This window comes from Solitalea canadensis DSM 3403, assembly GCF_000242635.2.
In the GTDB taxonomy this organism is placed as follows: domain Bacteria; phylum Bacteroidota; class Bacteroidia; order Sphingobacteriales; family Sphingobacteriaceae; genus Solitalea; species Solitalea canadensis.
This window is the reverse complement of the sequence record NC_017770.1, coordinates 3,045,771-3,068,650: the sequence shown is the minus strand read 5'-3', so window position 1 is coordinate 3,068,650 and position 22,880 is coordinate 3,045,771. Positions and strand designations below refer to the sequence as shown.

The window sequence follows — 22,880 nt, the reverse complement described above, 5'->3', positions numbered from 1 at the left end:
TAGTTATTAAATGTCAAAAATACAATAAAATTGGCTCAATATTTGATAAGGGCGTCGAATAATTATGCATATTTGTTCAATTATCTAAATAAAAGCTAAATCAAAAATTACTCCCCAAAAAAATGAAACTAAAGTTTCCCTTATTAATTTTCTTTTCAGTGTTGTTTGCCAATACCCTGAAAGCACAAAACATTTCTCCGTACAGGTTCAGTCTTGGAGCCAAAATTTTGAGTTACAATGAACAAATGGCTGTACCTAATTCTGATTTCAACAACAATGATTATCAGTTAAATAGCGTAACCGGAATTATATTCAAGGTACGAAATAACATGTACTCTTTTCGCGGCGGAGTAGATTATCTTAAGCAAAAAGACAATAATTCCGCACCTGATTGTCCGACTTGTCCCGGCTATACAGGAGCTAATGAGCAACTGAAAGTAGGCGTTGGTTTTGAACGAGAATTCTTTTATTACAACGTAAGACCTGTAATCGGACTTGACGTTTTTTATTTCAGGTCAGAGTATAATGGGAAAATTGTTCCGCCATCAGGTGTGCTGAGTTCTGTGGAAAATATTCGCAATGGAGCTGGATTTACTCCATTCATTGGTGTAAAAATTTATCCTATGGATAGAATTACCATTTCTGCAACGGCTAACTTTAATGGGATTTGGTTCCATGAAAAGATTCAGAATACTTTAGGTGCAACAATGATTAAAACATCTGTACCGGCTACTACCAGGTATGAAACCTATTTTAACCCATTGGGTGGTTTAACCCTGTTGTACAATTTCGGTTCACTCGAAGATTAATAAGGATCTACATCAATTTTGATCAGGCTGTTACGATTCTCTTTTTGTGTATAAAAGTGATCGATAGCGGCCTGAACAACTTGCTTTACCTTCCCAATTGAGACATTTTCCTTCTCAATTTTGATCATAATTGTTTTGATATAATAGTTTCGTATCCGAGATATTAGTGGTATTTCCGGACCCAATATTCGTTTTCCTAACTGATTTCTTAACTCTTTGGCTAAAAACTCGGCAGATTGGTTTGCCAGGTTTTGGTCTTTATTTTTAATATCAATTTGTATAAGCCGATAGAATGGAGGATAATGAAACCCACTCCGTTCTGCTAACTCCGCTTTAAAGAAAGGTTCATATTTATTGTACATAACCCATTCAATAACTTTATGAGTAGGTTGGTTGCTTTGTATGATTACCTTGCCTCTGCTGCTTCTTCTGCCTGCCCGGCCACTCACTTGTGTCATTAACTGAAAGCTGCGCTCAAAAGCTCTGAAATCAGGGAAATTCAGCATTGCATCAGCATTCAGCACACCGATTAAACTTACATTTTCAAAATCAAGTCCTTTGGTAACCATCTGGGTACCTACCAGGATATCAATCTTTCGGTCTTCAAAATCGTTGATCAGATGCTGATACCCGTATTTGCTGCGGGTTGAATCCAAATCCATTCGCGCAATTCTAGCTGTTGGAAGGATTATTGCCAGTTCATCTTCGATCTTTTCCGTTCCAAAACCTTTTTGTTCTACTTGGGTACTACCACATGCCGGGCAACGATAAAACAACTCGTCTTTAAAGCCACAATAATGACAATGCAATTTATTATCATGTTTATGGTATGTTAAGCTAATGTCGCAATTGATGCATTTGGGAGTGAATCCACAAGTGCCACACATTAGCATAGGAGCGTAGCCACGGCGGTTTTGAAATAAGATTACCTGTTCCTTTTTATTAAGTGCTAATTCAATTTCATTGAACAACAAGCTCGAAAAATGAGATTTCATGCTTTTTTGCTTGCGTTCTTGCTGTAAATCGGCTACTTGTATTTCTGGTAATTGAACTCCGCCAAAACGCTCTGTCAACGTAACCAGTTTATAACGATTGCTGGTTGCATTATAATAACTTTCAATAGAAGGTGTTGCAGATCCTAAAATAATGGAAGCTTTATGCAAATGGGAGAGATACAAAGCCGTGTCTCGTGCATTATAGCGAGGTGCCGGATCAAATTGTTTAAAGGAAGTTTCGTGCTCTTCATCAACAATGATTAGCCCTAAATCTGCAAAGGGCAGAAAAACAGAAGATCGTGCGCCTAAAATTATTTTGTATTGATTTTTAAGCGTTTTTTGCCACACTTCAGCCCGTTCATTGTCATTGTATTTTGAATGATAAATTCCTACGTTATCACCAAAATGTGCTTGCAAACGCTGAATCATTTGAGCCGTAAGGGCAATTTCAGGTAATAAGTATAAAGCCTGCTTGTGTTCTTTTAGACAAGCTTCAATGAGTTTTATATAAATCTGCGTTTTCCCGGAGGCTGTAACTCCGTGAAGAAGAACCGGAAGATTAGCCTCAAATCCGTCCTTAATTTCATCCAACGATTTTTCTTGTGCAGCAGAAAGACTAAAGTTTTTTATTAGTTCAATTTCAGGTTGTGAAAAGCGACTGATTTCTTTTTTTTCGGTTCTGAAAATGTCCTTTTCTACCAAAGCATTAAAAATGGCATTAGAAGCACCGCTTTCTTCCAGTAACTCTTTTTTTGTTAGTGCCGGTCGGAGCTTCGAAAGGTGTAGGTAAACCATTAAAAGATCCACCTGCTTTGGGGCCCTTTCTAATATGCTAAAAAGCTCTTTTAATTGATCAGGATTATTATAAACCTTGTGTAGTTTAACAAATGTTTCGAGCTTGGGTTTATAACGGTCATTTAGTTCTTCCGAAATTAAAACGATTCTTTTTTCATTTAATGATTTAATTACTGGCATTACGGTTTTCTGACCCAATACCTTCATAATATCACTAATACTGAGGTCTTCTTTTAGTTCCAATGCATCTACAACCAAAAACTCTTTATCATTCAATAAGCTTTTATCAAACTCGTGTTCACGATTCAAGGTGATTTTAGTCTCACTGGCAAGTTTCATGGCTGCTGGTAATGCAGCATTCATCACTTCTCCAATGTAGCACATGTAATAGGATGAAATCCATTGCCATAATCTTAACTGATTCTCCGTTACCAGTGGCACATCATCTAATACAGAAATAATATACTTTGCCTCGTATAGGGTTGGAGCTTCAGTTGTAATCTGATAAACTAATGCAGTGTATACTTTATTCTTTCCAAATTGCACGATTACCCGTTGCCCAACCCTGATAGTTTGATTGAGTTCAAATGGAATGCGATAAGTATAGTTTCTGGAAATTGCTAAGGGCAGCACAACCTCTGCGAACAGTGTTACTCTGTCGTTATAATCACCAGAATGAAGTTTAAGCATAGTTTATCAATTAGCAATTGTTGATGCCAGTAAACAGGTAATAAGGTATAAGTTTTTGAACCGGTTCAGAAATTAATAAAAAAAAACTTAAAGGGCATTTTATTATTAAAAACGTTCTCTAAGCGCTCCAATAAATACAGATAACCATCCAATTATAAAAGCTACACCACCAAAAGGAGTGATGATTCCTAACCAGGTTGCGTTATGAAATCCGATAACTTCGCGTGTTGCCAATAAATATAATGAACCGGAAAATAAGATAATACCCGCAAGGAAGAACCATACGGCTCTTAAAAAAGATTTCTTTACAGATAGCTTTGGATAAAAAGCTAAAACTAATAATACGATAGTATGGTAAAATTGATATTGAACGCCTTTTTCCCAAATAGAAAGCTGATAGTCATTAAGCAAAGGTTTTAAACCATGTGCTCCGAAAGCACCCAAAGCTACGGCCAAAGCACCGCAAATGGATGCTATCATTAATACTTGTTTTTGCATTTAACGGAAGTTTAATCTTATAACGAAATAAGCATCTAAATTAACAACTGTTTACAACAATTAAACGAAACAAAAGAGTAAAATTATATTTTTGTTAAAGCGCCTACACTCTTAAAACTGTTTTAAAAACTCTTTTGAGCTGTAAGTTTCTAATAGTAAGCATCAATCAGATCGTTTCTCTAAAAATGAGAACATTATAAATATTGTTAAATGAACAAATTCCTGGCGGCAGTGGTGGTGTTGGTTGCAGCAGTAGCCACGGTTGTTTTCTTTTATTTTAAAAGCTTAAATAGTAGCAGATACCAGTCTCAGCCATTTAAAGCAGTTCCTGCATCAGCTGCAGTTGTTATTGATCTCAGAAACTCCGAAGAATTTTTATCACTATTTCAGAAAAATAGAATGCTGGATGATTTATTCAGTTCCGAATTAATAGCTGATATTAAATCGTTGAATAGTTCGTTTTTGCAGCATGCAGATTTGCGAAATGTACTAAAAGACGAAAGAATCTTAACCTCCGTTCATATCAATAGCCAACAATCACCATCCCTTTTATTCATCATTCCTCTTAAAAACACTGACCGTCTTAATCGGTTTTTTAATAATTTGAAAGGGGAGGATAATACCCTGAAATACAGACTTACTAAAATTGAAGATGCAGAGGTTTATACAGTTGGGCTGGGCAATAATCATAAAGCGTTTTCATTTACTTCCTACAAAGGTTTGTTACTTGGAAGTTTTGATGTAGAACTTTTGAAAAATAGCATTAATGTGCAACACAGTTCAACAGATATTTCTGTAGGTTCTTTAATTAAAGTTGAAAATGTGGAGTCTACCGCTATAAAAGCAACTTTATATATCAATTATAAACAACTTGGGATACTAACTGATGCCTTTTTGGACGATAAAAATAAAGGAGGTTTAGGGTTCTTAACAGGGGTAGCCAAATGGAGTACCCTTAATTTGAATTACAAGAGTGATGCATTGATGTTTAACGGTATTACCCATGCAGATCTTTCTTCAGCTGATTACTTTGCAATGTTTATAAATCAAAAGCCTCAGCCGGTCAGAATTCCAGCTTTGCTTGCTGATCGAACTTCTTTTTTTGTTGATTTTGGTGTCAGCGACTATGAGCAGTTTAAAAAAGATCATAAAGTATTTTTGGGACAAAGTAAAAGAACGGATATTCATGAGAAATGGCTGTCATCTTTTAAGAAAAATTATAATCTCGACCTGGAAACTGAGTGGACACAGTTTATGGGTAACGAATTTGCACTGGCCGCTTATGACACACAAGGTGTTACGGCCAAAGCTAGTCAAATAGCAATAATTGCCTTGAGCGATACCAGTAAGGCAAAGGATTTTTTACAAAAAATTGTAATCGCAGATAAAAGGAAAGGAATAAGTAGAGGTAATCTTGCAAATTATAAAGGTTTTTCAATGTTTTATTGCGGATATCCTGATCTGTTAAGTTCAACATTAGGAACCGTTTATAAGAATATTGAATGGCCATATATGGCAGTGGTTAACAACTACCTGATAGCTGCTTCGTATCAACCGGTTTTACATCAGTTTATTGATGATTTGTTAGTTTCAAAAAATTTGGAACAATCTGATAATTACAAAAAGTATAAACAATATATTAATCCGGAATCGAATGTTTATTTCTATCTCAATTTTGCAAACAGCAATACTATGCTGTCGGATAATGGAAATAAAAGATTAATTGATTATACATCCGAAAAGCATGGAATTGCTAATTATTACGGTCTAACTTTTCAGTTAAATGCCAGTGGAGGGCAATTTTTTAGTAATCTGAACTTCCTTTATGAACCTAAGAAAGAGGATCAGCTAAAAGACACAACTTCCTATGCATTAATTAAATCTGTTGATCTTGACACTGAGCTAACGGGGAATCCGGTTTTGATTGAAAACGGTAATGGAACTCATTCTTTTGCGGTAACTGATAGGCAAAATCGTTTATATTACCTGGATGATACAGGAAGATTACTGTGGAAAGTTAAATTAACCGAGCCAATGATGGGGTTAATTAATCCGATAAAGATTAATGGAAAACCATACATGGTGTTTAATACAACCACTAAGGTATTTGTTGTTGACGAAAACGGTAAACCATACCCTAAATTTCCATTGAGTTTTAAAAGGAAAATAAGTGCACCAGTTTCCGTTTTTGATTATGATTCAGCCGGTGAATACCGATTGGTTGTTCCGCTGGTCGACAAATCTGTTACTATTTTTGACCTGGATGCTAACCGTATGGAAGGCTGGAGACCAAAGCAAAATGTTGGATTAGTTTCTCATCCGATTCAAATGGCAAAAGTGTCGGGTATAACCTTTCTTTTTACAATTACAGATAAGAATAAGTTTAGCTTTTTTGATCGCAAAGGGAATCAGTTAGCATCAGGCAAGCTTCCGGTAATGGTCAATAATCAGTTTTATCCTGTTTTAGGAACTAAAGCTGTCGATTCCCGATATATAAGCGCCGATACTGCCGGAAATATTGTTACGGTGTTTTTTGACGGCAGAGTGCGGTCAAAGAGCTTTGGAACTTGGTCAGGCGAACATTTTTTTGCATTAAAAAATATAACAGGGGATGCCATTCCTGAATATGTTTACTTCGATAAAAATCACCTGTACGTATATACTAGTAATGGTTCACTGGTTTACGATTATGTGCCTGATGGTGAAGCTTCTTCTCAGATTCAATTCTTTGAAGATAGTTCGGGCAAAAATGTTATCGGATTACATTTAACAATTGCCGATCAATTGATTATCTTAAATGAAAATGGGGAAGTAGCGACGGGATTCCCGATAAAGGGAAATACATCATTTATAAAGTATTATTCAACAACTAACCACGCTGATTACCTTATTACGGGTTCATCGTATAAATTGTTGATATACAGAAAGAATTAGCAAGTTTGTAGATGCTTTGATGTTGTATTATATTTAATCGGGAGATGAATCTAATCTGTTGAGGATTGTAACAATCCTTAGCTGAAATAGTATAACAACCTATTAACTGTAACCTAAAGAGCTCATAAAATCGACTTGTCTGATCTATGAATCGTAAACCAATTGCTCTCCTTGCGCTGCTAATCTTAGTATGTAGCTACGTTTCGGCTCAACGCATTTCTGTTTTCGGAACAGGGACTATGTTTGAAGCTCTGGAAAATCCGGCAATTGGTGTTTTGAACAGAAACTGTAATACGGTTCAGTTAAATTGCTTTATACCTTCAATTAATGCAGATGGTAGATATTTTGGCGATGCCGACACCTTACTAAGGAATTATGGACTAAATGGAAGTCGGGCCATTTATAACCGCCCCCCATTGGACGATCCTCAAAAAATAAATTATGGGGTAGCAATCGCATCAATCAATTGGCTTTCTGCAAAAGTTTTACTCAATTATCGTACAGGAAGTGAGTTGTTAGTTGATGTATCTACTAAAGGTTATGGGAGTGCTGACTTGAAAAACGAAGCAGTCAGTGCCTTCAATAAGAATAATTTAGAAGTTGGAAGTTACCCAAACCAGTTTCTTACCGATAGCTATGGAAGCTCATACACACAGGTAGCTTTAGGCTTCAGAAGAGATATTAATGAGTTTTTGTCGGCAGGTATTAAATTAGGTTATGTAAGCGGGATCAACTATGGTGACTTAAAATTTACCAATACCCGTATGGATATTCAGCAAAGCCTGAGTACTCCTGATGAAAATCAATTATATCTTAGCCTTACCGGAACATCTAAGCTTTTAGGAAAAACGGAATCGCTTGAAGCCAAAGATTTTATGCCCAACTTTAAGAATCCGGGATTAACTTTTTCCGCGGGAGTAAATGCCAGAATAGATGATTACTGGGAAGCTTCATTGTATCTGAAAGATGCCGGGTTTATTAACTGGAAAGAGAATAATAAGGCAAAGGTCTATGACGGTAGACGGTATATAAACGGTGTATTACTTCGGGATTATTCTTCTGACAGTTTAAAAACCCTTTTGAAGTTTAATGACACAACAGCTACCACTCAACACTTCAGGACATCATTGCCTGCAAGATTAGAAGGAGGAGTGAGTGGTTATATTACCCATTATTTAAGATCGGCAGTGTTTTTCTCGATGCCTTTGCAAAATCTGCAAACTGATATTGCCCTGATCAATGATTTTTTCTACGAAGACTTCCACTTCATTTTACAAGCACAATACAATACGCACAATACGTTTCAGGTCGGAACCCATTTTATGATCAAAACCAAAGTAGTTGATTTTGTTGTTGGCTCCGACAACTTGTTAGGCTCTATTAAGCTAGCTAAGGCTGCCAATGAGGATACTCAATACTATTATGATTCCCGAACTACAGCGAATGTAAACTTTGGCCTGGTATTTAAATTCGGAAAATGCTATTACTCTGAAACAGCTATTTCTATTCCTATGGATGATAAGAGTATCAGTAGACGAGATAGAAGGCGAGTTGCACGAACAAGATCGATGGGGGAGTAAACTAGTTCTATGAAAAGCCATTTAATTTTTTTGTTTGCAGGTATACTGTTCATTTCTTGTGTAAAGGATAAAAAGAAAGAAACAATTAGTAAATCATCAAATTCGGCAGGGGCAACATCCATGGTTAAGCACGAGGAAATGTTGAAAAAGGATTCGATGGTTTCTATTAAAACAAGAGACGGTAAGTCCTCAAATATCCTTAAAGAAAAGTTGAAGGGTTATTACTTCGACCAAGAAACGGAAAATGTTTTAGCTGATACTATTCACGAATTAGTAATTCATTACCTTACAAAGGTTGATAAAGATTGGATTGCCTCTCAGGTCAATGATCCTCATTTCTACTATACAGCAGAGTCTCAAGAAAGAGGCGGGACTGAATATTATGCCATAAGGCTAACCCATGAATTGGATGGTATGCAAACTACCATACAATGGATTTATATAGATCTAAAGAATAGAAAGATATTTGAATACGATCTTCCAAACGATGAATTAATCTCTTTCTTAAAGTAAGCTTATTTTTTAGGCTGAGTACTCACAAAATCCTTTAAGTAAAACGGTTCGAAATACGCCACATTCTCAAACTCGTTGCGTAAAAACTTTTCGAACGCAAGTGGAGCAATAAAACGTGCAGAATTATATGACCCATTGTCGAATAGCGCATGAGTAGAGGTTAGGATTGAACTACATTTTTCAGCTCCGTTTCCGAAGAAAGTAATTTGCTTATCGTTAAGTATATCCGAAAATGAAGAGGCATCAATAATAACTGCGGAGGTAGGAATAACCTCATCTAATTGCTGATCGAATATAGCAGTGAAAACCTCCATTCTGCGGGCATCAATCATGGGGCAGAGTAAAGTGGTTTTATTGCTGTTAATAGTAAGCTGAAATCCTTTAGCCATCGCTTTTAGGGTATTCACTGCGATTAACGGCTTGTCGAGCGAATAACATAATCCTTTGGCTGTTGAGACTCCAATTCTTAAACCTGTGTAAGAGCCGGGACCCATGCTTACGGCAATAGCATCTACATCGGTTAGTTGTTTACCCGGTGTTTTCATTACTTCTTCAATAAAAAGTGTTAAAGAACCTGCGTGAATATTCGGACTGGTTTCTTCCTTGTAACTAATGATGCTATCATTTTCTGATAGTGCAACGGAGCAGCATGCGGTGGCTGTTTCTAAGCTTAAGATTAATGCCATTAACTTTTACAGATTTTCAGATTAAGATCACAGTCGGAAATTATGGCTGTAATCCATAAAAAATCCTTCACCATAACTTATGATGAAGGATTTGCAAAAATATAAAATCAGTTAGTATTAACGATTAGTTTTTAACTGCTAATGCGGTATTATACTGATTGGTATTGGTAAGCACCTCTACCGCTTTTTTTATATCTTTATCTCTCTTCAATGTCGACTCAATTTTGCCTCTTTGGTAGTAATACCTTGTGGCAATTTCACTTTCAAGTAAACCGCTGATCTCATCTTTAAATTTCACCAAATCTGATTGTTTATCGTGTTTTAGCGAATTTTTAAGTTTTTCATAATCAGGTTTAATCGCATCGAAATATTTCTCCTTGATCGCAGCGTTTTTGTATTCTTCAAGTGTTTTTTCACTTGCAGTTACATAATCATAATCTTTATCAGATAGGTATTTAACAAAATCGTTGTAATCTGCATCACTTAAAGTGAAGGTTTTGGCAGGTGCAATTGTTGCATTTTTATTACGATAATTGGTAGCATAATCAAAAAGCAGGCTTTTACTTAACAGGCTGATAGCAATGCTGCTTAAGGAATTTTGATCCGTAACGAAATCAGGAGTTACACCTCCACCGTCGTAAACCTTGCGGCCATTGGTCGTTTTAAATTCTCTGATCAATGAATCAGGGATCTTTCCGACACTTCCATCCGGGTTACGATGTGTATAATCCAATGCCTGGATACATCGGCCACTAGGAATATAATATTTAGCAACGGTGATTTTCATTTGGGTGTTAAACGCCAATGGGCGGGTGTTCTGAACCAATCCCTTACCAAAAGTACGTTGACCAACTACTACGCCACGATCCAGGTCCTGAATTGCTCCAGAAACAATTTCCGAAGCAGAAGCCGATTGGCTGTTTGTTAGTACTGCTACCGGGATTGCTAAATCAATTGGGGTATTTAAAGTCTTATACGAACGATTATTATCTGCTACCTTTCCTTTGGTGGTTACGATTAATTGTCCACGATCAACAAACACATTGGTAACATTTACCGCTTCATTTAATAAACCACCAGGATTGCCTCTTAGATCAAGTATAACAGCTTTTAATCCTCCGTTTTTCTTTAACTCGGCAAGAGCATCTTTTACTTCATTGCCGGCATTTTGGGTAAAGCCAGTTAGTTTGATGTAGCCAATATTATCAGTAACCATACTGAAATACGGTACATTTTTGATTTTGATTTCCTGACGGGTAAGTGTTTTTTGAAAATCGGCGTTTTCTCCCGGACGGCGTAATGTAAGTACAACCGGGGTATTGGGTTGGCCTTTTAAAAAAGTAGTTACATCACCACTGTTCTTTCCTTTGGTTGATTTTCCATCAATAGCTACAATAATATCGCCTGCACGTAAGCCGGCAGTTTGTGCAGGAGAACCTTCGTAAGGTTCATTTACAACAATTTCACCTTTTCGCTGAGCGATGGTAGCACCAATTCCTCCATACTGTCCGGTGGTCATAAACCTTACATCTTCGATCTCCGATTCAGAGTAAAAGTTGGTATATGGATCAAGTGATTTGAGCATGGCATCTATACCGGTGCGCATGAGTTTTGCAGGTTCAACCTCATCCACATAATTAGTGTTTACTTCCCGGTAGAGAGCGGAAAAAATATCGAGGTTTTTAGAGATTTCAAAGAAATCATCTACAAAGGCCATTGTTCCCAGCGAACTTGCTGCAACAGCTAATACTAAGAGCGTTTTTTTATATCTTTTAAACATATTGGAAAAGATGATTCAACATTCGCCTACAGCTTCAAAAATTATTCCGAGAGATTAAATTTAGTTAATTCGTTTGATAGTTATGGTCCTTTCTGTAATAGTTTTTACTCAGGGTACAGGGTCATGTCCATGTCCTCCCCAGGGATGGCAACGAGATATACGTTTTATGGTTAGCCAACCACCTTTCCATGGGCCGTGTTTCTTTATTGCATCAACTCCATATTGCGAACAGGTAGGAGTAAACCTGCAATTTTGGCCTAAAAGAGGGGATATGGCGTATTGATAAAACCGTATAAGTGCTATGAAAATGTAATTTAAAACTCTGTTCAGCATTAAACTTTCGGTAAACTTTTTACCACTTCTTTCTTTAAACGTTCGAGCAGTAATTTAAGTTTTTTTTCTAATTCAGTGTATGTAAAAATCTCGTTCCCAATGTAGCTGCACATAAAAGCAACAGCCATATTTTGTTCTTCTAAAGAATGATAAAGAAATTCTTGCTTATTTACACGATAGGCTTCACGAACAAGTCGCTTAATATAATTACGCTTGTTTGCTCTTTTAAAGCGTTTTTTTGAAACACTGATTAGGATTTGAGCCGGGAAGGGGCGGGGTAAGTCGGCGGGCTGGTTTACCCATACAACTCTGAAGGGATAAACTAAAAAAGAAGAACCATTTTGTAGAAGCTCACCAATAAGCTTTTTACTACACAATCGTTCTTCTTTTTTGAAAGTATTCATTGATATAAGGAACCGGATTTTATGCGGACTAAAATGGCAAATCCGAGTGAAATAACCGGCCTCAGGAAGGCCATTGGGCCAATATCAATTACGCTTTATGTCTTTTTTCGTCAGAAACGGTTAATCTTTTTCTGCCTTTTGCACGACGTGAAGCTAATACACGACGGCCATTAGCACTCGCCATTCTCTCACGGAAGCCATGTTTGTTGCTTCTTTTACGTCTCGATGGTTGGTATGTTCTTTTCATCTCTTTATGCTTCTTTGCTGTTTATAAACTATTTTAACAGGGCTGCAAATATAGGCTTGTTTTCTGTTAAATCAAAATGAATTTGATAAATCCTTTTTATTATGAAAATTGCATTACAAAACTTCAACAAGGCAAATCATGTTCGGCTGTTGATAAGCTGTGTTGTTGTGTTACAAAAATTTTAGCAAAAATAACCATCTTCTTTACATATGAACTACTCATTGTTGATTAAAATAGCCGTTGTGTGTTTTTGTGTGCAATTGCTTAGTGCTGTAAGTCGTGCTCAAACAAAAGGATTGCCGTACAAAATCTATTCATCAGCAGAAAATAAACAGCTAACGATTGATGAACTGGCTGCACAGTTAATTAAAGCACAAGTAATTGTGTTTGGAGAAGAACATAATGATTCAGTGGGACATGTACTTCAGCTGGCTGTATTAGAAAAGCTATTTCTTCAGTCAAAGGGTAAAGTTGCCTTATCTCTGGAAATGTTTGAGCGTGATATTCAGCCTGTAATAAATGAATATTTAACTAATATGATAAGGGAGAAAAACTTCATGAATGACGCTCGTCCCTGGAAAAACTATGCGGATTATAAACCTTTAATTGAGTTTGCTAAAAAGAATACCATTCCTGTTATCGCTGCTAATGCCCCATCGCGTTACGTAAACCGGGTAACTCGCCTCGGATTAGCTTCATTAAGTGAACTGAATGATCAATCTAAAACATTCCTGCCTCCATTACCAATTGATACGCTTTCTGGGGCTTATTACCATAAGTTTCTGAAAACATTAGGCGGTCATAATATGCCTGGCATGCAGATATACCAGTCTCAAAATCTTTGGGACGCATCAATGGCTGATGTAATCACATCATTTATTGTTAAAAATAAAGAATTTAAAGTACTACAGTTAAACGGCCGATTTCATTCTGACGAATGCCTTGGTGTTTGCTATCGATTAAAGAAGGCCGGGTTAAAAGTCACAACAATAAGCTGCTTCTCAGATGATTCATTTAAGAACCCTGACTTTACTAAATTTAGCCAATTGGCCGATTTTATTATAGTTACTGACCCAAGCGTAAAACGAACGTTTTAAACGTTATTTCAGAATTACATTTTTAAAGTACTTCTGAAATATATCCAATGCTTGCTTTTTACTCTCTGCGGTTGGAGGTAGAGTATCCTTTAATGGATAGTTCATGTTAAGCAACTCCCACTTATGTGCTCCCAGTTGATGAAACGGTATGATTTCAACACGTTCAACTGTTTTATAATTGGCGAAATGTTGTCCCCATTCTTCAAGGTGTTCCGGCTGATCTGTCCATCCTGGAACCAGTACATACCTTAACCACATACGTTTACCTGTAGATTCACGGTATTCAGCAAGTCCCAGTGTGTTTTTATTAGTTAAACCTGTTAGTCGGTGATGAATTTCATTATTAATATGCTTTACATCCAGCAGTAACAAATCAGTATAAGCAAGCAGCTCGTGTACCTCTTTATTATTTAATCGTCCGTTGGTATCCAAACAGGTATTTATTCCCTCTTCATGTAATAAAAGAAAGAAATCTGTGAGTTTACTCCTTTGTAGTAAGGGCTCACCACCTGAAACGGTAACGCCGCCTTCTTTGCCGAAATAATTACGCTGGCGAACCGCCCTTTTTACCAATTCTTCAATTGTTACCAATGTGCCACCTGTTACATCTAATGTGTCAGGGTTTTGACAATAAACACATCTGAACTGGCAGCCTTGAACAAATACGACCATTCTGATGCCGGGGCCATCATGTGTGCCAAAGGTTTCGAGTGAATGAATCCTTAAGTGTTCAGGGTCATCCTTGTTTAACTTGGCCGCCTCTATATCCTGTAGTGGAAAGTACATGGTTAAATTTACAAAATTGGTTAACAAGAAAAAGTCAGGCCATGGAATGGCCCGACTTTATTTATAATACATATATTGGTTGTTACATATTCTCGTGGAATGTACGGGCAATTACCTCTAACTGGTGCGCCCTTGATAACCTTACGAAGTTAACCGCATAACCAGAAACCCTGATCGTTAATTGCGGATAGTTTTCTGGATGTTCGTATGCATCCATCAATGTTTCGCGGTTAAGTACATTTACATTTAAATGATGAGCCATCTGTTTGAAATAACCCTCCATCGTATTTACCAGGTTGTTGATCTGTTCACCTCTTGTGTCTCCTAATGATTTAGGGATCATTGAGAAGGTGTTTGAGATTCCATCCTGCGCATCATTATAGTTTAGTTTTGCAACAGAGTTTAATGATGCAATAGCACCACTGCAATCCCTTCCGTGCATTGGATTAGCACCCGGTGCAAATGACTCCCCATTATCACGGCCATCAGGTGTTGCTCCTGTATTAGTTCCATACATCACATTGGATGTAATGGTTAATAATGAAAGGGTAGGAGTGGCATTTTTATATGCTTTGTGTTTTCTTAATTCACCGATAAAGTAAGAAGTGATTTCCTGAGCGATAGTATCTACACGATCATCATCGTTACCATATTTAGGGAAATCGCCTTCGATGTTGAATCCTGTAGTCAGACCTTTTACATTACGTATAGCAGTTACTTTTGCATATTTGATGGCTGATAAAGAGTCTGCAATAATCGAAATACCAGCTGCCCCATAGGCAATATCAATATGCGGATCGGTATCGATCAAAGACATCTGAGCTCTTTCGTAATAGTACTTATCATGCATATAGTGAATGATATACATGGCTTTGCTATATACGCGGGCCAGCTCTTTCATACTGCGTTTGAAAAGATCCAGAACGATATCGTAATCTAATACACCTTCGTCGATCTGAGGTATATCTTTTAGTACCTGAGTTCCTCCGTGTTCTTCACGACCACCGTTAAGGGCAATCAGTAATGCTTTAGGCAGGTTGGCGCGTGCACCAAAATGCTGAATAGATTTTCCGATTTCCTGATGTGAAACACAACATGCAATTCCGTAATCATCAGATCCTCTGTTAGGACGCATTAAGTCGTCGTTTTCATACTGGATCGATGAAGTATCAATTGAAACCTGTGCGCAGAAACGTTTAAAACTTTCAGGCAATTGTTCTGACCATAAAACAGTTAAGTTAGGTTCAGGAGATGCACCAAGGTTATATAGTGTTTGAAGGAAACGATAGGAAGTTTTGGTAACTTTTGTTCTTCCGTCATGAAGCTGACCGCCGATACATTCAGTTACCCAGGTAGGGTCGCCACCAAAAATCTCATCATAAGCTGCAGGACGTAAATGACGAACCATGCGAAGTTTCATCACAAATTGATCGATCAGTTCTTGCGCTTCACTTTCGGTCATTAAGCCGGCTTCAAGGTCTCTTTCAATAAAGATGTCAAGGAATGAGGATACATTACCTAATGACATTGCAGCACCATCCTGCTCCTTAACAGCTGCCAGGTATGCAAAATAAACCCATTGAACGGCCTCTTGTGCTGTTTCAGCAGGGCGAGAGATATCATACCCATATTCAGAAGCCATTAAAAGCATGTCTTTAAGGGCTGATATCTGCAATGAAATTTCTTCACGCAGACGAACTTTATGTTCAGTCATTTCACCTGAAACTTTATCATAATCAGCCCATTTGAATTTGATAAGCTGATCGATACCATAAAGTGCTACTCTGCGGAAGTCGCCGATAATACGACCACGTGCATAATTGTCAGGTAAACCTGTAAGTATATGTTTAGAGCGAAAAGTTCTGATTTCCTGATCGTATGCATCAAATACCTTTTCATTATGGTTTTTTGCATAGTTGAAAACATCTATAACACGGTCAGAAACCTTCAGGCCTCTTTCTTTTACTGCTGATTCAACCAATTTGATGCCTCCAAATGGTTTCATTGCTCTTTTTAGCAATTCATCGGTTTGTAACCCAACAATTACTTCATTTTCTTTGTTGATGAAACCAGGTTTGAAAGCTGTCATAGTGGAAATAGTTTCCGTATCAATACCCAGACAGCCGTCATTCTCTCTCTCTTTGCGTAAGGTATCTTGACAGATATTCCATAAGTAAGTAGTCTTAATGGATGGTCCTACTAAAAAAGACGAATCTCCGGTATAAGAAGTAATATTTTTTACAACAAAGTTGTAAACATTTAGGCTGGTATTCCATTCGCCAGATGTAAATGGAACTTTTTCGACATCCGCTTTCATGTTAATCAATTTTAATTTGTTTGCGTAGCACAAAGGTAACTTGTCGATTTTTCTGAAATTATGACTATAATCATATAATGTGTAAAAATTACACTTAGCTTATGACTAAAACGGCAATTTTGTTTTGTAACTTACTCTTAACCAGTAAGCTAATTGCTGCAATTAAGATTAATAAACCTGCGAATAGGTAAAAAATCATTGAATAGTTGGTGGTAACAGTAATTAACCACGGACCTGCAAAGGCAGCTGCTGACCAAGCTGTTAATACATAGCCTAACACTGAACCAACCTTATCTGTACCATAAATATCTTTTACAAAAGCAGGCATGGTTGCAAAGGCTCCACCATAACAACTGATGATAATAAATACAGTTACCTGAAATATGAATGAAGTTTGTGTATTACTCAGTACAAGGAAACAAATAGCTCCTATCAGGAAAAAAGCCATAAAGGTATTCCAACGGCCAATTTTATCTGAAATGCTCGACCAGATAAGTCGCCCAAGCCCATTGAACAATCCTATTGTTGCCACAAAAGTAATAGCTGCTGCATCATTTATGTGGATGATATCTTTAGCCATTGGTGCAGCAATAGCGATTAAGGCAATGCCGCAGGTAGTATTAAAAAACAACATTAGCCAAAGGCTATAAAAACGAAGGTCTGATAAAAGTTCTGAAAGTTTTACTGTTGTTGTATTTGAGCTACTGTTGACTGTAGTTTCAGGTAAAGTAAGATAAATGGATGCTAAAAGCATCAATATGAAATAGGTGATGCCTAAAATGTAAAAAGCATTAGGAACTCCATATGTTGCGGCAAGCGATGGAATTATTTTGGAAGCAATAATGGAACCAGCAGCAAAAGACATAATGACAAGTCCGCTCGCGAATCCCGGTTTTTCTGTAAACCATTTAACAACTACTGAAACCGGCGTTATATAACCGAACCCTAAACCGATACCACTGATTATACCATAAAAGAAGTAAAATAAAGGTAAAGAACCTTGTGAAGCAGCAAAACCGCTTCCTAATAAACCGGCTCCCCAAAATATAGCGCCTAATAAACCTGCTTTTTGTGGACCTATCTTTTGAACGAACTTGCCCATAAATGCAGCGGTAAGCCCGAGAAAACAAATGGCTAAACTAAATGCTAGTTTCAATTGATGTGCATCCCATCCGTTTGATAGGTTTATTGGTTTTATCCAAACGCTATACGCATACACTGAACCAATTGATAGCTGTAACATCATTCCGGCCAATGCAATCAACCATTTATTCCTTTTCAACATAATTCATTTTTTGAGCGAGGCAAATATAGGTGCTGTAGCTACAATGAAAGTTGATTATGCTCATATTTTATGAACTTCAAATAGTTAATGAAACTAAAAACCTGATAACTTTAATTAAGCTAAGTTGTTAGTTCTAAATGATAATCCATTGGAGTATAAGATCGGTAATGCCTCGATTATAAAAGAAGCTTTTTGCGCTGTTGTTTAGCCCATAAGGGCTATAGACATAGTGCAAACAAGGTATTGTTACCGATCCAGTGTCCCGATAGGGATATCTTATTGAATTGATAACTTCAGTTAATTTCCAATAGCTAACGGCTAATTACTATTATTACCTATAGATAGGGATATCTTATTGAACTGGTAATTTCAGTTAATTTCTAATGGCTAACGGTTAACAACTAATACTAACAGCCAGTAAAATTTAATAGCTGAACTTAACCCCTAAACTTATAATTTCTTTAAACTGAACCCTGGGACGAGAAACATCTGTTAGAACACCGTTAACGTATTCAGGTTTTTTGATCATGACTTTTTGATCATATATCAAACCGGTAGACAAATTTGCTGTAAGAAAACGATTGATCTTACAATCAAACAAAGCTTCCCAATAAACGTCCATTGCATTTAAATTTTCGTACGTACTAAAGAGATCGAGCTTGGTGGTTAGTTTTACATTTTCAAACAGTTTTCCATCATAACGGAAACTTGCATTTAAACCCACTTGCTGAAATATGTTGCTTCCATGTTTTAAGATTTGTCCGTTAGCCGTATCAGCAGGTTTAACACCATATGCACCCTGATCAGCCAGATCTTGATCAAATACCATTGTTGTCCTCGAACCAAAAGGAGATATATATAACGATAAACCCTGGTAAGGCTTATAGTCCAAACCAAAAGAAGCAGTTAAATACCCGGGAGCTAAGAAATTAGAAACCTTGGTGCTTGAGCCATCTGCCGCAAATTTGTAGCCCACTAAAAACTGACTTCTTAACGACATCAGGAAGGTGGCATACAATTTATCTGAGGCTTTAATACCATATTTTGAGTTAAGCTCAAAGCGGTCCTCTGTTTTTCTGTAATCGTTATCTTCTAAGCGTTGCGTACCAAATGCAGCATCAAAAATAGTTTCCCAATCATTTTTGGGCGTGTTTCTTTTGGCAAAAGCCTTGAATGCGGTAATAAAGGTAAGGGAGTTTTGTCCTCCGGCTGCCCAGTTACTAAAACTTGCCTGGCTAAACTGAAAAGTATTGGTTCCTCCTAAAGTCCATTTGCGGGTCGAATCCACATCTTGTGAGAAAGCTTTAAGGCAAAAAAGTAAAACGATAGTTAATAAAACGGTCGGTTTTCTCATGCCGCAAAAATAAGATAAAAAAACTGGAAGCCTATTTTTGTTATGAAATCCGTAGAGAAAAGCGAAATACAGTAGGTATTTTATTAGTTTTAAATGTTTGGTTGATAATGTTATATATAGGTTGTTTTGTCTGAAAATAAAATTAATCGGTATCCGGAATGTAAGGTCCTTTGGTTTCTCCCCATCCCCATGATGGCATAGGTTCATTTTCATTAACAGGATTTTCAGTAGTGGTTGAATTAATAACGGCTATTCTGCTTCCCCATTCCAGGTAAGCAACCAAGGCAGACCTGAACTCCGGATCATTAGCTAATTCAATCTCATCTGCACTTTGCAATAGCAATTGTATCCAGCGTTGTCTTTTTTGTTCATCAAGCATTTTTCCGAGATGATGTGCAACCATCGTTGCATGACTGCCTTTATCACCCTGAGTATATAAAGAAGGGCCTCCAAATACTTCGGCTATGAAATGGGCAACATGTTTACTGTGATTGCCCGACATATTTTTGAATACGGGATATAAAAGGTCATCTTTTAAAACCTTATCATAAAATACTTCGGTTAATTTTTCAAGCGCATCGTTTCCGCCCACCCATTCATATAATGTTGGAATACTTTTCATGTAGTTTGGTTAAATAAAAGTTTAATATACAAAAAACGCCAACTTAAAACAGTTGGCGCCATATATCGATTTACTAAAGTGGTCTGTTCTTCAGAAGATCTCTGATCTCCGCTAACAAAGCCTCGGTAGGAGGTGTGGGAGCTGCAGCAGCTTCTTCTTTTTTCTTTAAGGTATTAATTGCTTTTATTGCGATAAAGATAGCAAATGCAATTATTACAAATTGAATAAGTACCTGGATAAAATTGCCAAGATTTATAGCTACTTCCGGTGTTACTTTTCCTGCAGCATCAACTACTGCTTCTTTAAGGGTTATTTTAAAGGCTTTAAAATCAAATCCACCGATTAAATAACCAATTGGAGGCATAATAATGTCATCAACCAGTGAAGTAACAATTTTGCCAAATGCACCACCAATAACAACACCGACAGCCAGATCGATGACATTGCCTCTCATGGCAAATTCTTTAAATTCTTTAATAAAGCTCATAACAATTAATTCAAAGTTTACTTTCCATTATTTACTTGAATTTATGATTCTTTAAACATATTATCAAACAGAAAATTTATTGAGTAAAAAAATCCAAGGTGTGTAGAATACCAGAAATTGTGTATTTTAAAACTGAACCAAATTTAAGTAGTTGTATTGTGTGTTTTTTTTAAATAAAATGCTGTTTTTCAAAGTATAAGCAACTTTTCTACCAAAAATTGCCAAAAGGAAATTTTTTGACGCATTTTTTGTTATTAGGATGCAATGTTTTAAAACAATACACGTGCAGAACGTCGGGAATTTTAAGAAATTTCCGTTTTTTACATTTACATTTGTCAAAAACCAAAGGCCTGAATAATGCTAAAACAGAACCTACAGCAAAAGTTATTACAGAAATTATCGCCGCAACAGCTACAATTTATTAAGCTTTTGCAGATACCAACTGTGATGCTTGACACGAGAATTAAGGAGGAGTTAGAGGAAAACCCTGCTTTAGAGGATGTTAGCTTAATTTCGCATAACGAAGAAAAGGACGAATACAATTTTGATGATGATAATAGTGATGATTATAACGAATCTGAAAATGAATCGTCATCAGAAGAGTTTAGTATAGAAGATTATTTGCAAGATGACGGTGAAAAGGATTACGCCACCTCTTTAGCTTATGACGGAGAGGATGAGGATGATAAAAAAGAGCTGCCTTATGCAGAAAGTCGTTCTTTCTTTGAATTACTTCAGTTCCAATTAAGTTTAGTAGAGCTGGAAGATCGTAATTTTCTGATCGCACAGCAAATAATTGGTAGTCTGGATGACGACGGTTATTTGCGTCGCCCGATTATTTCACTGACAGATGATCTTGCTTTTTCTCAAAATATTGATGCCACTGAAGAAGAGATTGAGGCAATGCTGAAAATCATTCAAAGTTTTGATCCACCAGGTATCGGTGCCCGTGATCTGCAAGAATGTTTATTAATCCAGTTGCGAAAGAAAGATCAGGATAATCGAATCGTACATCTTGCAACCGAGATTGTAGAAAATTACCTTGATGAGTTTACCAAGAAGCATTACGAAAAACTGGAACGGTCATTAAATATTTCTTCAGAAGAATTAAAAATGGCTGTTAATGAGATTCTGAAGTTAAATCCAAAACCAGGTGATTCAAATGCCGACGGGAACTCAAAGCAAATGCAAGTTATTCCTGATTTTCATATAGCAAACAACGACGGAGTACTTGTACTAACCCTAAATTCAAGAAATGCTCCCGAATTGCGCGTAAGTCGTGATTATAAGGAAATGTTTCAGACCTACGATAAGCAAACCAATAAAGATAAAAAGCTGAAAGAAGCCGTACAGTTTGTAAAACAAAAACTTGATTCAGCAAAATGGTTTATTGATGCAATAAAGCAGCGTCAGCAAACACTCATCAAAACGATGAATGCTATTATGCATTATCAATATGATTATTTTCTGGAAGGGGATGAGCGTAAACTGAAGCCAATGATTTTGAAAGATATTGCTGATCAGATCGGAATGGATATTTCAACCGTTTCGCGTGTGGCTAACAGCAAGTATGTTCAAACTGAATTTGGTACCTTTTTGTTAAAATCATTTTTCTCAGAAGCAATACAAACTGAAAGTGGGGAAGAGGTTTCTAACCGTGAGGTAAAGAAAATTTTGGAAGATTGCATTGGCAATGAGGATAAGCGCCGTCCATTGGCTGATGAGAAACTGGCAGAAATCTTAAAAGATAAAGGATATAATATTGCTCGTAGAACGGTGGCGAAATACCGGGAGCAAATGAACATTCCGGTAGCCAGGTTACGAAAAGAATTATAAGTTAAATTAACGATTAAAAAGCCTGAAAGTAAATCTTTCAGGCTTTTTTTATAATCCTTTAAAAACCAGTGCGGCAAGTATTGAGCCTATAATGGGTCCGATAATAGGGATCCAGCAATAGTTCCAGTTGTTCATTCCTTTATGGTTAATAGGAAGAAAAGCATGTGCTAAACGAGGGCCAAAGTCGCGGGCAGGATTAATAGCATAACCTGTAGGTCCGCCGAGCGATAAACCAATTCCTAAAACAACAAGACTTACTGGTAAAGCATCAACAGAACCTATTCCAACTTGTGGAGAGGCTAGGTATAGTATGGTAAAGATTAGGACAAATGTGCCAACAATTTCAGTAAACAGATTATTGATGGTATGTGGAATAGCTGGTGCGGTACAAAAAGTAGCTTCAATTAACCCGGCTTCGGTGGTTTCATCATAATGCTTTTTGTAGGTAAGCCAAACCAATACGGCACCTGCAAATGCTCCTGAAATTTGTGCCAATACATAAGCTGGTACAAGCTGCCATGAAAATTTACCTGCCATAGCCAACCCAATGCTAACAGCCGGATTCAAATGCGCTCCACTGTTTTTGCTACTTACAATTACCGCTACAAAAACGGCGATCGCCCAACCAAAGGTGATAACAATCCATCCTCCGTTTTGACCTTTCGATTTTGCTAATAGTACATTTGCAACAACACCATTGCCTAATAAGATTAAAATTGCTGTTCCGATAAATTCATACAAGTATGCAGTCATAGATACACTAAGATAAATTGTTAAATTGGATAACTTAAGGTATAAATTTTTTACATACAAGAAAAAGTAATTGACTGTA

General features: G+C 36.9%; 20 protein-coding genes. 6 read left to right on the top strand and 14 right to left on the bottom strand.

Annotation, left to right across the window (positions count from 1 at the left end; all coding sequences use genetic code 11):
- Positions 1-122: 122 nt before the first annotated feature.
- The gene (locus SOLCA_RS12640; protein ID WP_014680846.1) at positions 123-809 is read left to right on the top strand and encodes a hypothetical protein; all 687 of its coding nucleotides are present in this window, start codon (positions 123-125) and stop codon (positions 807-809) included.
- Here SOLCA_RS12640 and priA read toward each other — a convergent pair.
- Together priA and SOLCA_RS12630 are read right to left on the bottom strand one after the other, a co-directional pair.
- A complete protein-coding gene (priA, locus tag SOLCA_RS12635) occupies positions 806-3,289 on the bottom strand; it encodes a replication restart helicase PriA (protein WP_014680845.1) in 2,484 nt (827 codons plus the stop codon). The two genes, SOLCA_RS12640 and priA, sit on opposite strands and share 4 nt — an antisense overlap.
- Before the next feature lie 105 nt (positions 3,290-3,394).
- On the bottom strand, positions 3,395-3,787 hold the full coding sequence (locus SOLCA_RS12630) for a DUF423 domain-containing protein (RefSeq protein ID WP_014680844.1): 393 nt from the start codon (positions 3,785-3,787) through the stop codon (positions 3,395-3,397).
- 210 nt (positions 3,788-3,997) lie between these two features.
- Between SOLCA_RS12630 and SOLCA_RS12625 the strand changes: the two genes are divergently transcribed.
- The 3 genes from SOLCA_RS12625 (at position 3,998) to SOLCA_RS12615 (ending at position 8,814) form a co-directional block, all read left to right on the top strand.
- Positions 3,998-6,721, top strand: coding sequence for a DUF3352 domain-containing protein (locus SOLCA_RS12625; protein WP_014680843.1), 2,724 nt, complete (start codon positions 3,998-4,000; stop codon positions 6,719-6,721).
- A 146-nt stretch (positions 6,722-6,867) separates the two neighbouring features.
- Positions 6,868-8,301 carry a DUF5723 family protein gene (locus SOLCA_RS12620; RefSeq protein WP_014680842.1) on the top strand — a complete coding sequence of 478 codons (1,434 nt, stop codon included), beginning with the start codon at positions 6,868-6,870 and terminating at the stop codon, positions 8,299-8,301.
- Positions 8,302-8,310: 9 nt separating this feature from the next.
- Positions 8,311-8,814 carry a hypothetical protein gene (locus SOLCA_RS12615; protein ID WP_014680841.1) on the top strand — a complete coding sequence of 168 codons (504 nt, stop codon included), beginning with the start codon at positions 8,311-8,313 and terminating at the stop codon, positions 8,812-8,814.
- A 2-nt stretch (positions 8,815-8,816) separates the two neighbouring features.
- Here SOLCA_RS12615 and tsaB read toward each other — a convergent pair whose 3' ends face one another.
- The 5 genes from tsaB to rpmH form a co-directional block, all read right to left on the bottom strand.
- Positions 8,817-9,500, bottom strand: coding sequence for a tRNA (adenosine(37)-N6)-threonylcarbamoyltransferase complex dimerization subunit type 1 TsaB (tsaB, locus tag SOLCA_RS12610; protein ID WP_014680840.1), 684 nt, complete (start codon positions 9,498-9,500; stop codon positions 8,817-8,819).
- Between the two features lie 124 nt (positions 9,501-9,624).
- A complete protein-coding gene (locus SOLCA_RS12605; RefSeq protein WP_014680839.1) occupies positions 9,625-11,280 on the bottom strand; it encodes a S41 family peptidase in 1,656 nt (551 codons plus the stop codon).
- Between the two features lie 108 nt (positions 11,281-11,388).
- The gene (gene yidD / locus SOLCA_RS22900; protein ID WP_014680838.1) at positions 11,389-11,613 is read right to left on the bottom strand and encodes a membrane protein insertion efficiency factor YidD; all 225 of its coding nucleotides are present in this window, start codon (positions 11,611-11,613) and stop codon (positions 11,389-11,391) included.
- Complete coding sequence (locus SOLCA_RS12600) at positions 11,613-12,017, bottom strand: ribonuclease P protein component (RefSeq protein WP_014680837.1); 405 nt, start codon at positions 12,015-12,017, stop codon at positions 11,613-11,615. Before SOLCA_RS12600 ends, yidD begins: the two co-directional genes overlap by 1 nt.
- A gap of 88 nt (positions 12,018-12,105) precedes the next feature.
- A complete protein-coding gene (rpmH, locus tag SOLCA_RS12595) occupies positions 12,106-12,264 on the bottom strand; it encodes a 50S ribosomal protein L34 (protein ID WP_014680836.1) in 159 nt (52 codons plus the stop codon).
- Between the two features lie 209 nt (positions 12,265-12,473).
- Here rpmH and SOLCA_RS12590 point away from each other — a divergent pair, with 209 nt between their 5' ends.
- A complete protein-coding gene (locus SOLCA_RS12590) occupies positions 12,474-13,361 on the top strand; it encodes a ChaN family lipoprotein (RefSeq protein ID WP_014680835.1) in 888 nt (295 codons plus the stop codon).
- A gap of 3 nt (positions 13,362-13,364) precedes the next feature.
- Here SOLCA_RS12590 and pflA read toward each other — a convergent pair whose 3' ends face one another.
- From pflA to mscL, 6 genes are all read right to left on the bottom strand, one after another.
- Positions 13,365-14,147 (bottom strand): pyruvate formate-lyase-activating protein, encoded by a 783-nt coding sequence (gene pflA / locus SOLCA_RS12585; protein WP_014680834.1) that lies wholly within the window; start codon positions 14,145-14,147, stop codon positions 13,365-13,367.
- An 82-nt stretch (positions 14,148-14,229) separates the two neighbouring features.
- Positions 14,230-16,464, bottom strand: coding sequence for a formate C-acetyltransferase (gene pflB / locus SOLCA_RS12580; protein WP_014680833.1), 2,235 nt, complete (start codon positions 16,462-16,464; stop codon positions 14,230-14,232).
- Positions 16,465-16,558: 94 nt separating this feature from the next.
- The gene (locus SOLCA_RS12575; RefSeq protein WP_014680832.1) at positions 16,559-17,749 is read right to left on the bottom strand and encodes an L-lactate MFS transporter; all 1,191 of its coding nucleotides are present in this window, start codon (positions 17,747-17,749) and stop codon (positions 16,559-16,561) included.
- Between the two features lie 424 nt (positions 17,750-18,173).
- Positions 18,174-19,103: a DUF3078 domain-containing protein gene (locus tag SOLCA_RS12570; RefSeq protein WP_014680831.1), complete on the bottom strand. Its 930-nt coding sequence runs from the start codon at positions 19,101-19,103 to the stop codon at positions 18,174-18,176.
- Between the two features lie 142 nt (positions 19,104-19,245).
- Entirely contained in the window at positions 19,246-19,725 is a 480-nt protein-coding gene (locus tag SOLCA_RS12565; RefSeq protein WP_014680830.1) for a group II truncated hemoglobin, read from the bottom strand.
- A gap of 73 nt (positions 19,726-19,798) precedes the next feature.
- Positions 19,799-20,212: a large-conductance mechanosensitive channel protein MscL gene (mscL, locus tag SOLCA_RS12560; protein ID WP_014680829.1), complete on the bottom strand. Its 414-nt coding sequence runs from the start codon at positions 20,210-20,212 to the stop codon at positions 19,799-19,801.
- 357 nt (positions 20,213-20,569) lie between these two features.
- On the opposite strand from mscL, the gene rpoN reads away from it, so the two are divergent.
- Positions 20,570-22,048 (top strand): RNA polymerase factor sigma-54, encoded by a 1,479-nt coding sequence (gene rpoN, locus SOLCA_RS12555; RefSeq protein WP_014680828.1) that lies wholly within the window; start codon positions 20,570-20,572, stop codon positions 22,046-22,048.
- Between the two features lie 48 nt (positions 22,049-22,096).
- On the opposite strand, the gene SOLCA_RS12550 is transcribed toward rpoN, so the two are convergent.
- Positions 22,097-22,801, bottom strand: coding sequence for an MIP/aquaporin family protein (locus tag SOLCA_RS12550; protein WP_014680827.1), 705 nt, complete (start codon positions 22,799-22,801; stop codon positions 22,097-22,099).
- Positions 22,802-22,880: the final 79 nt, after the last annotated feature.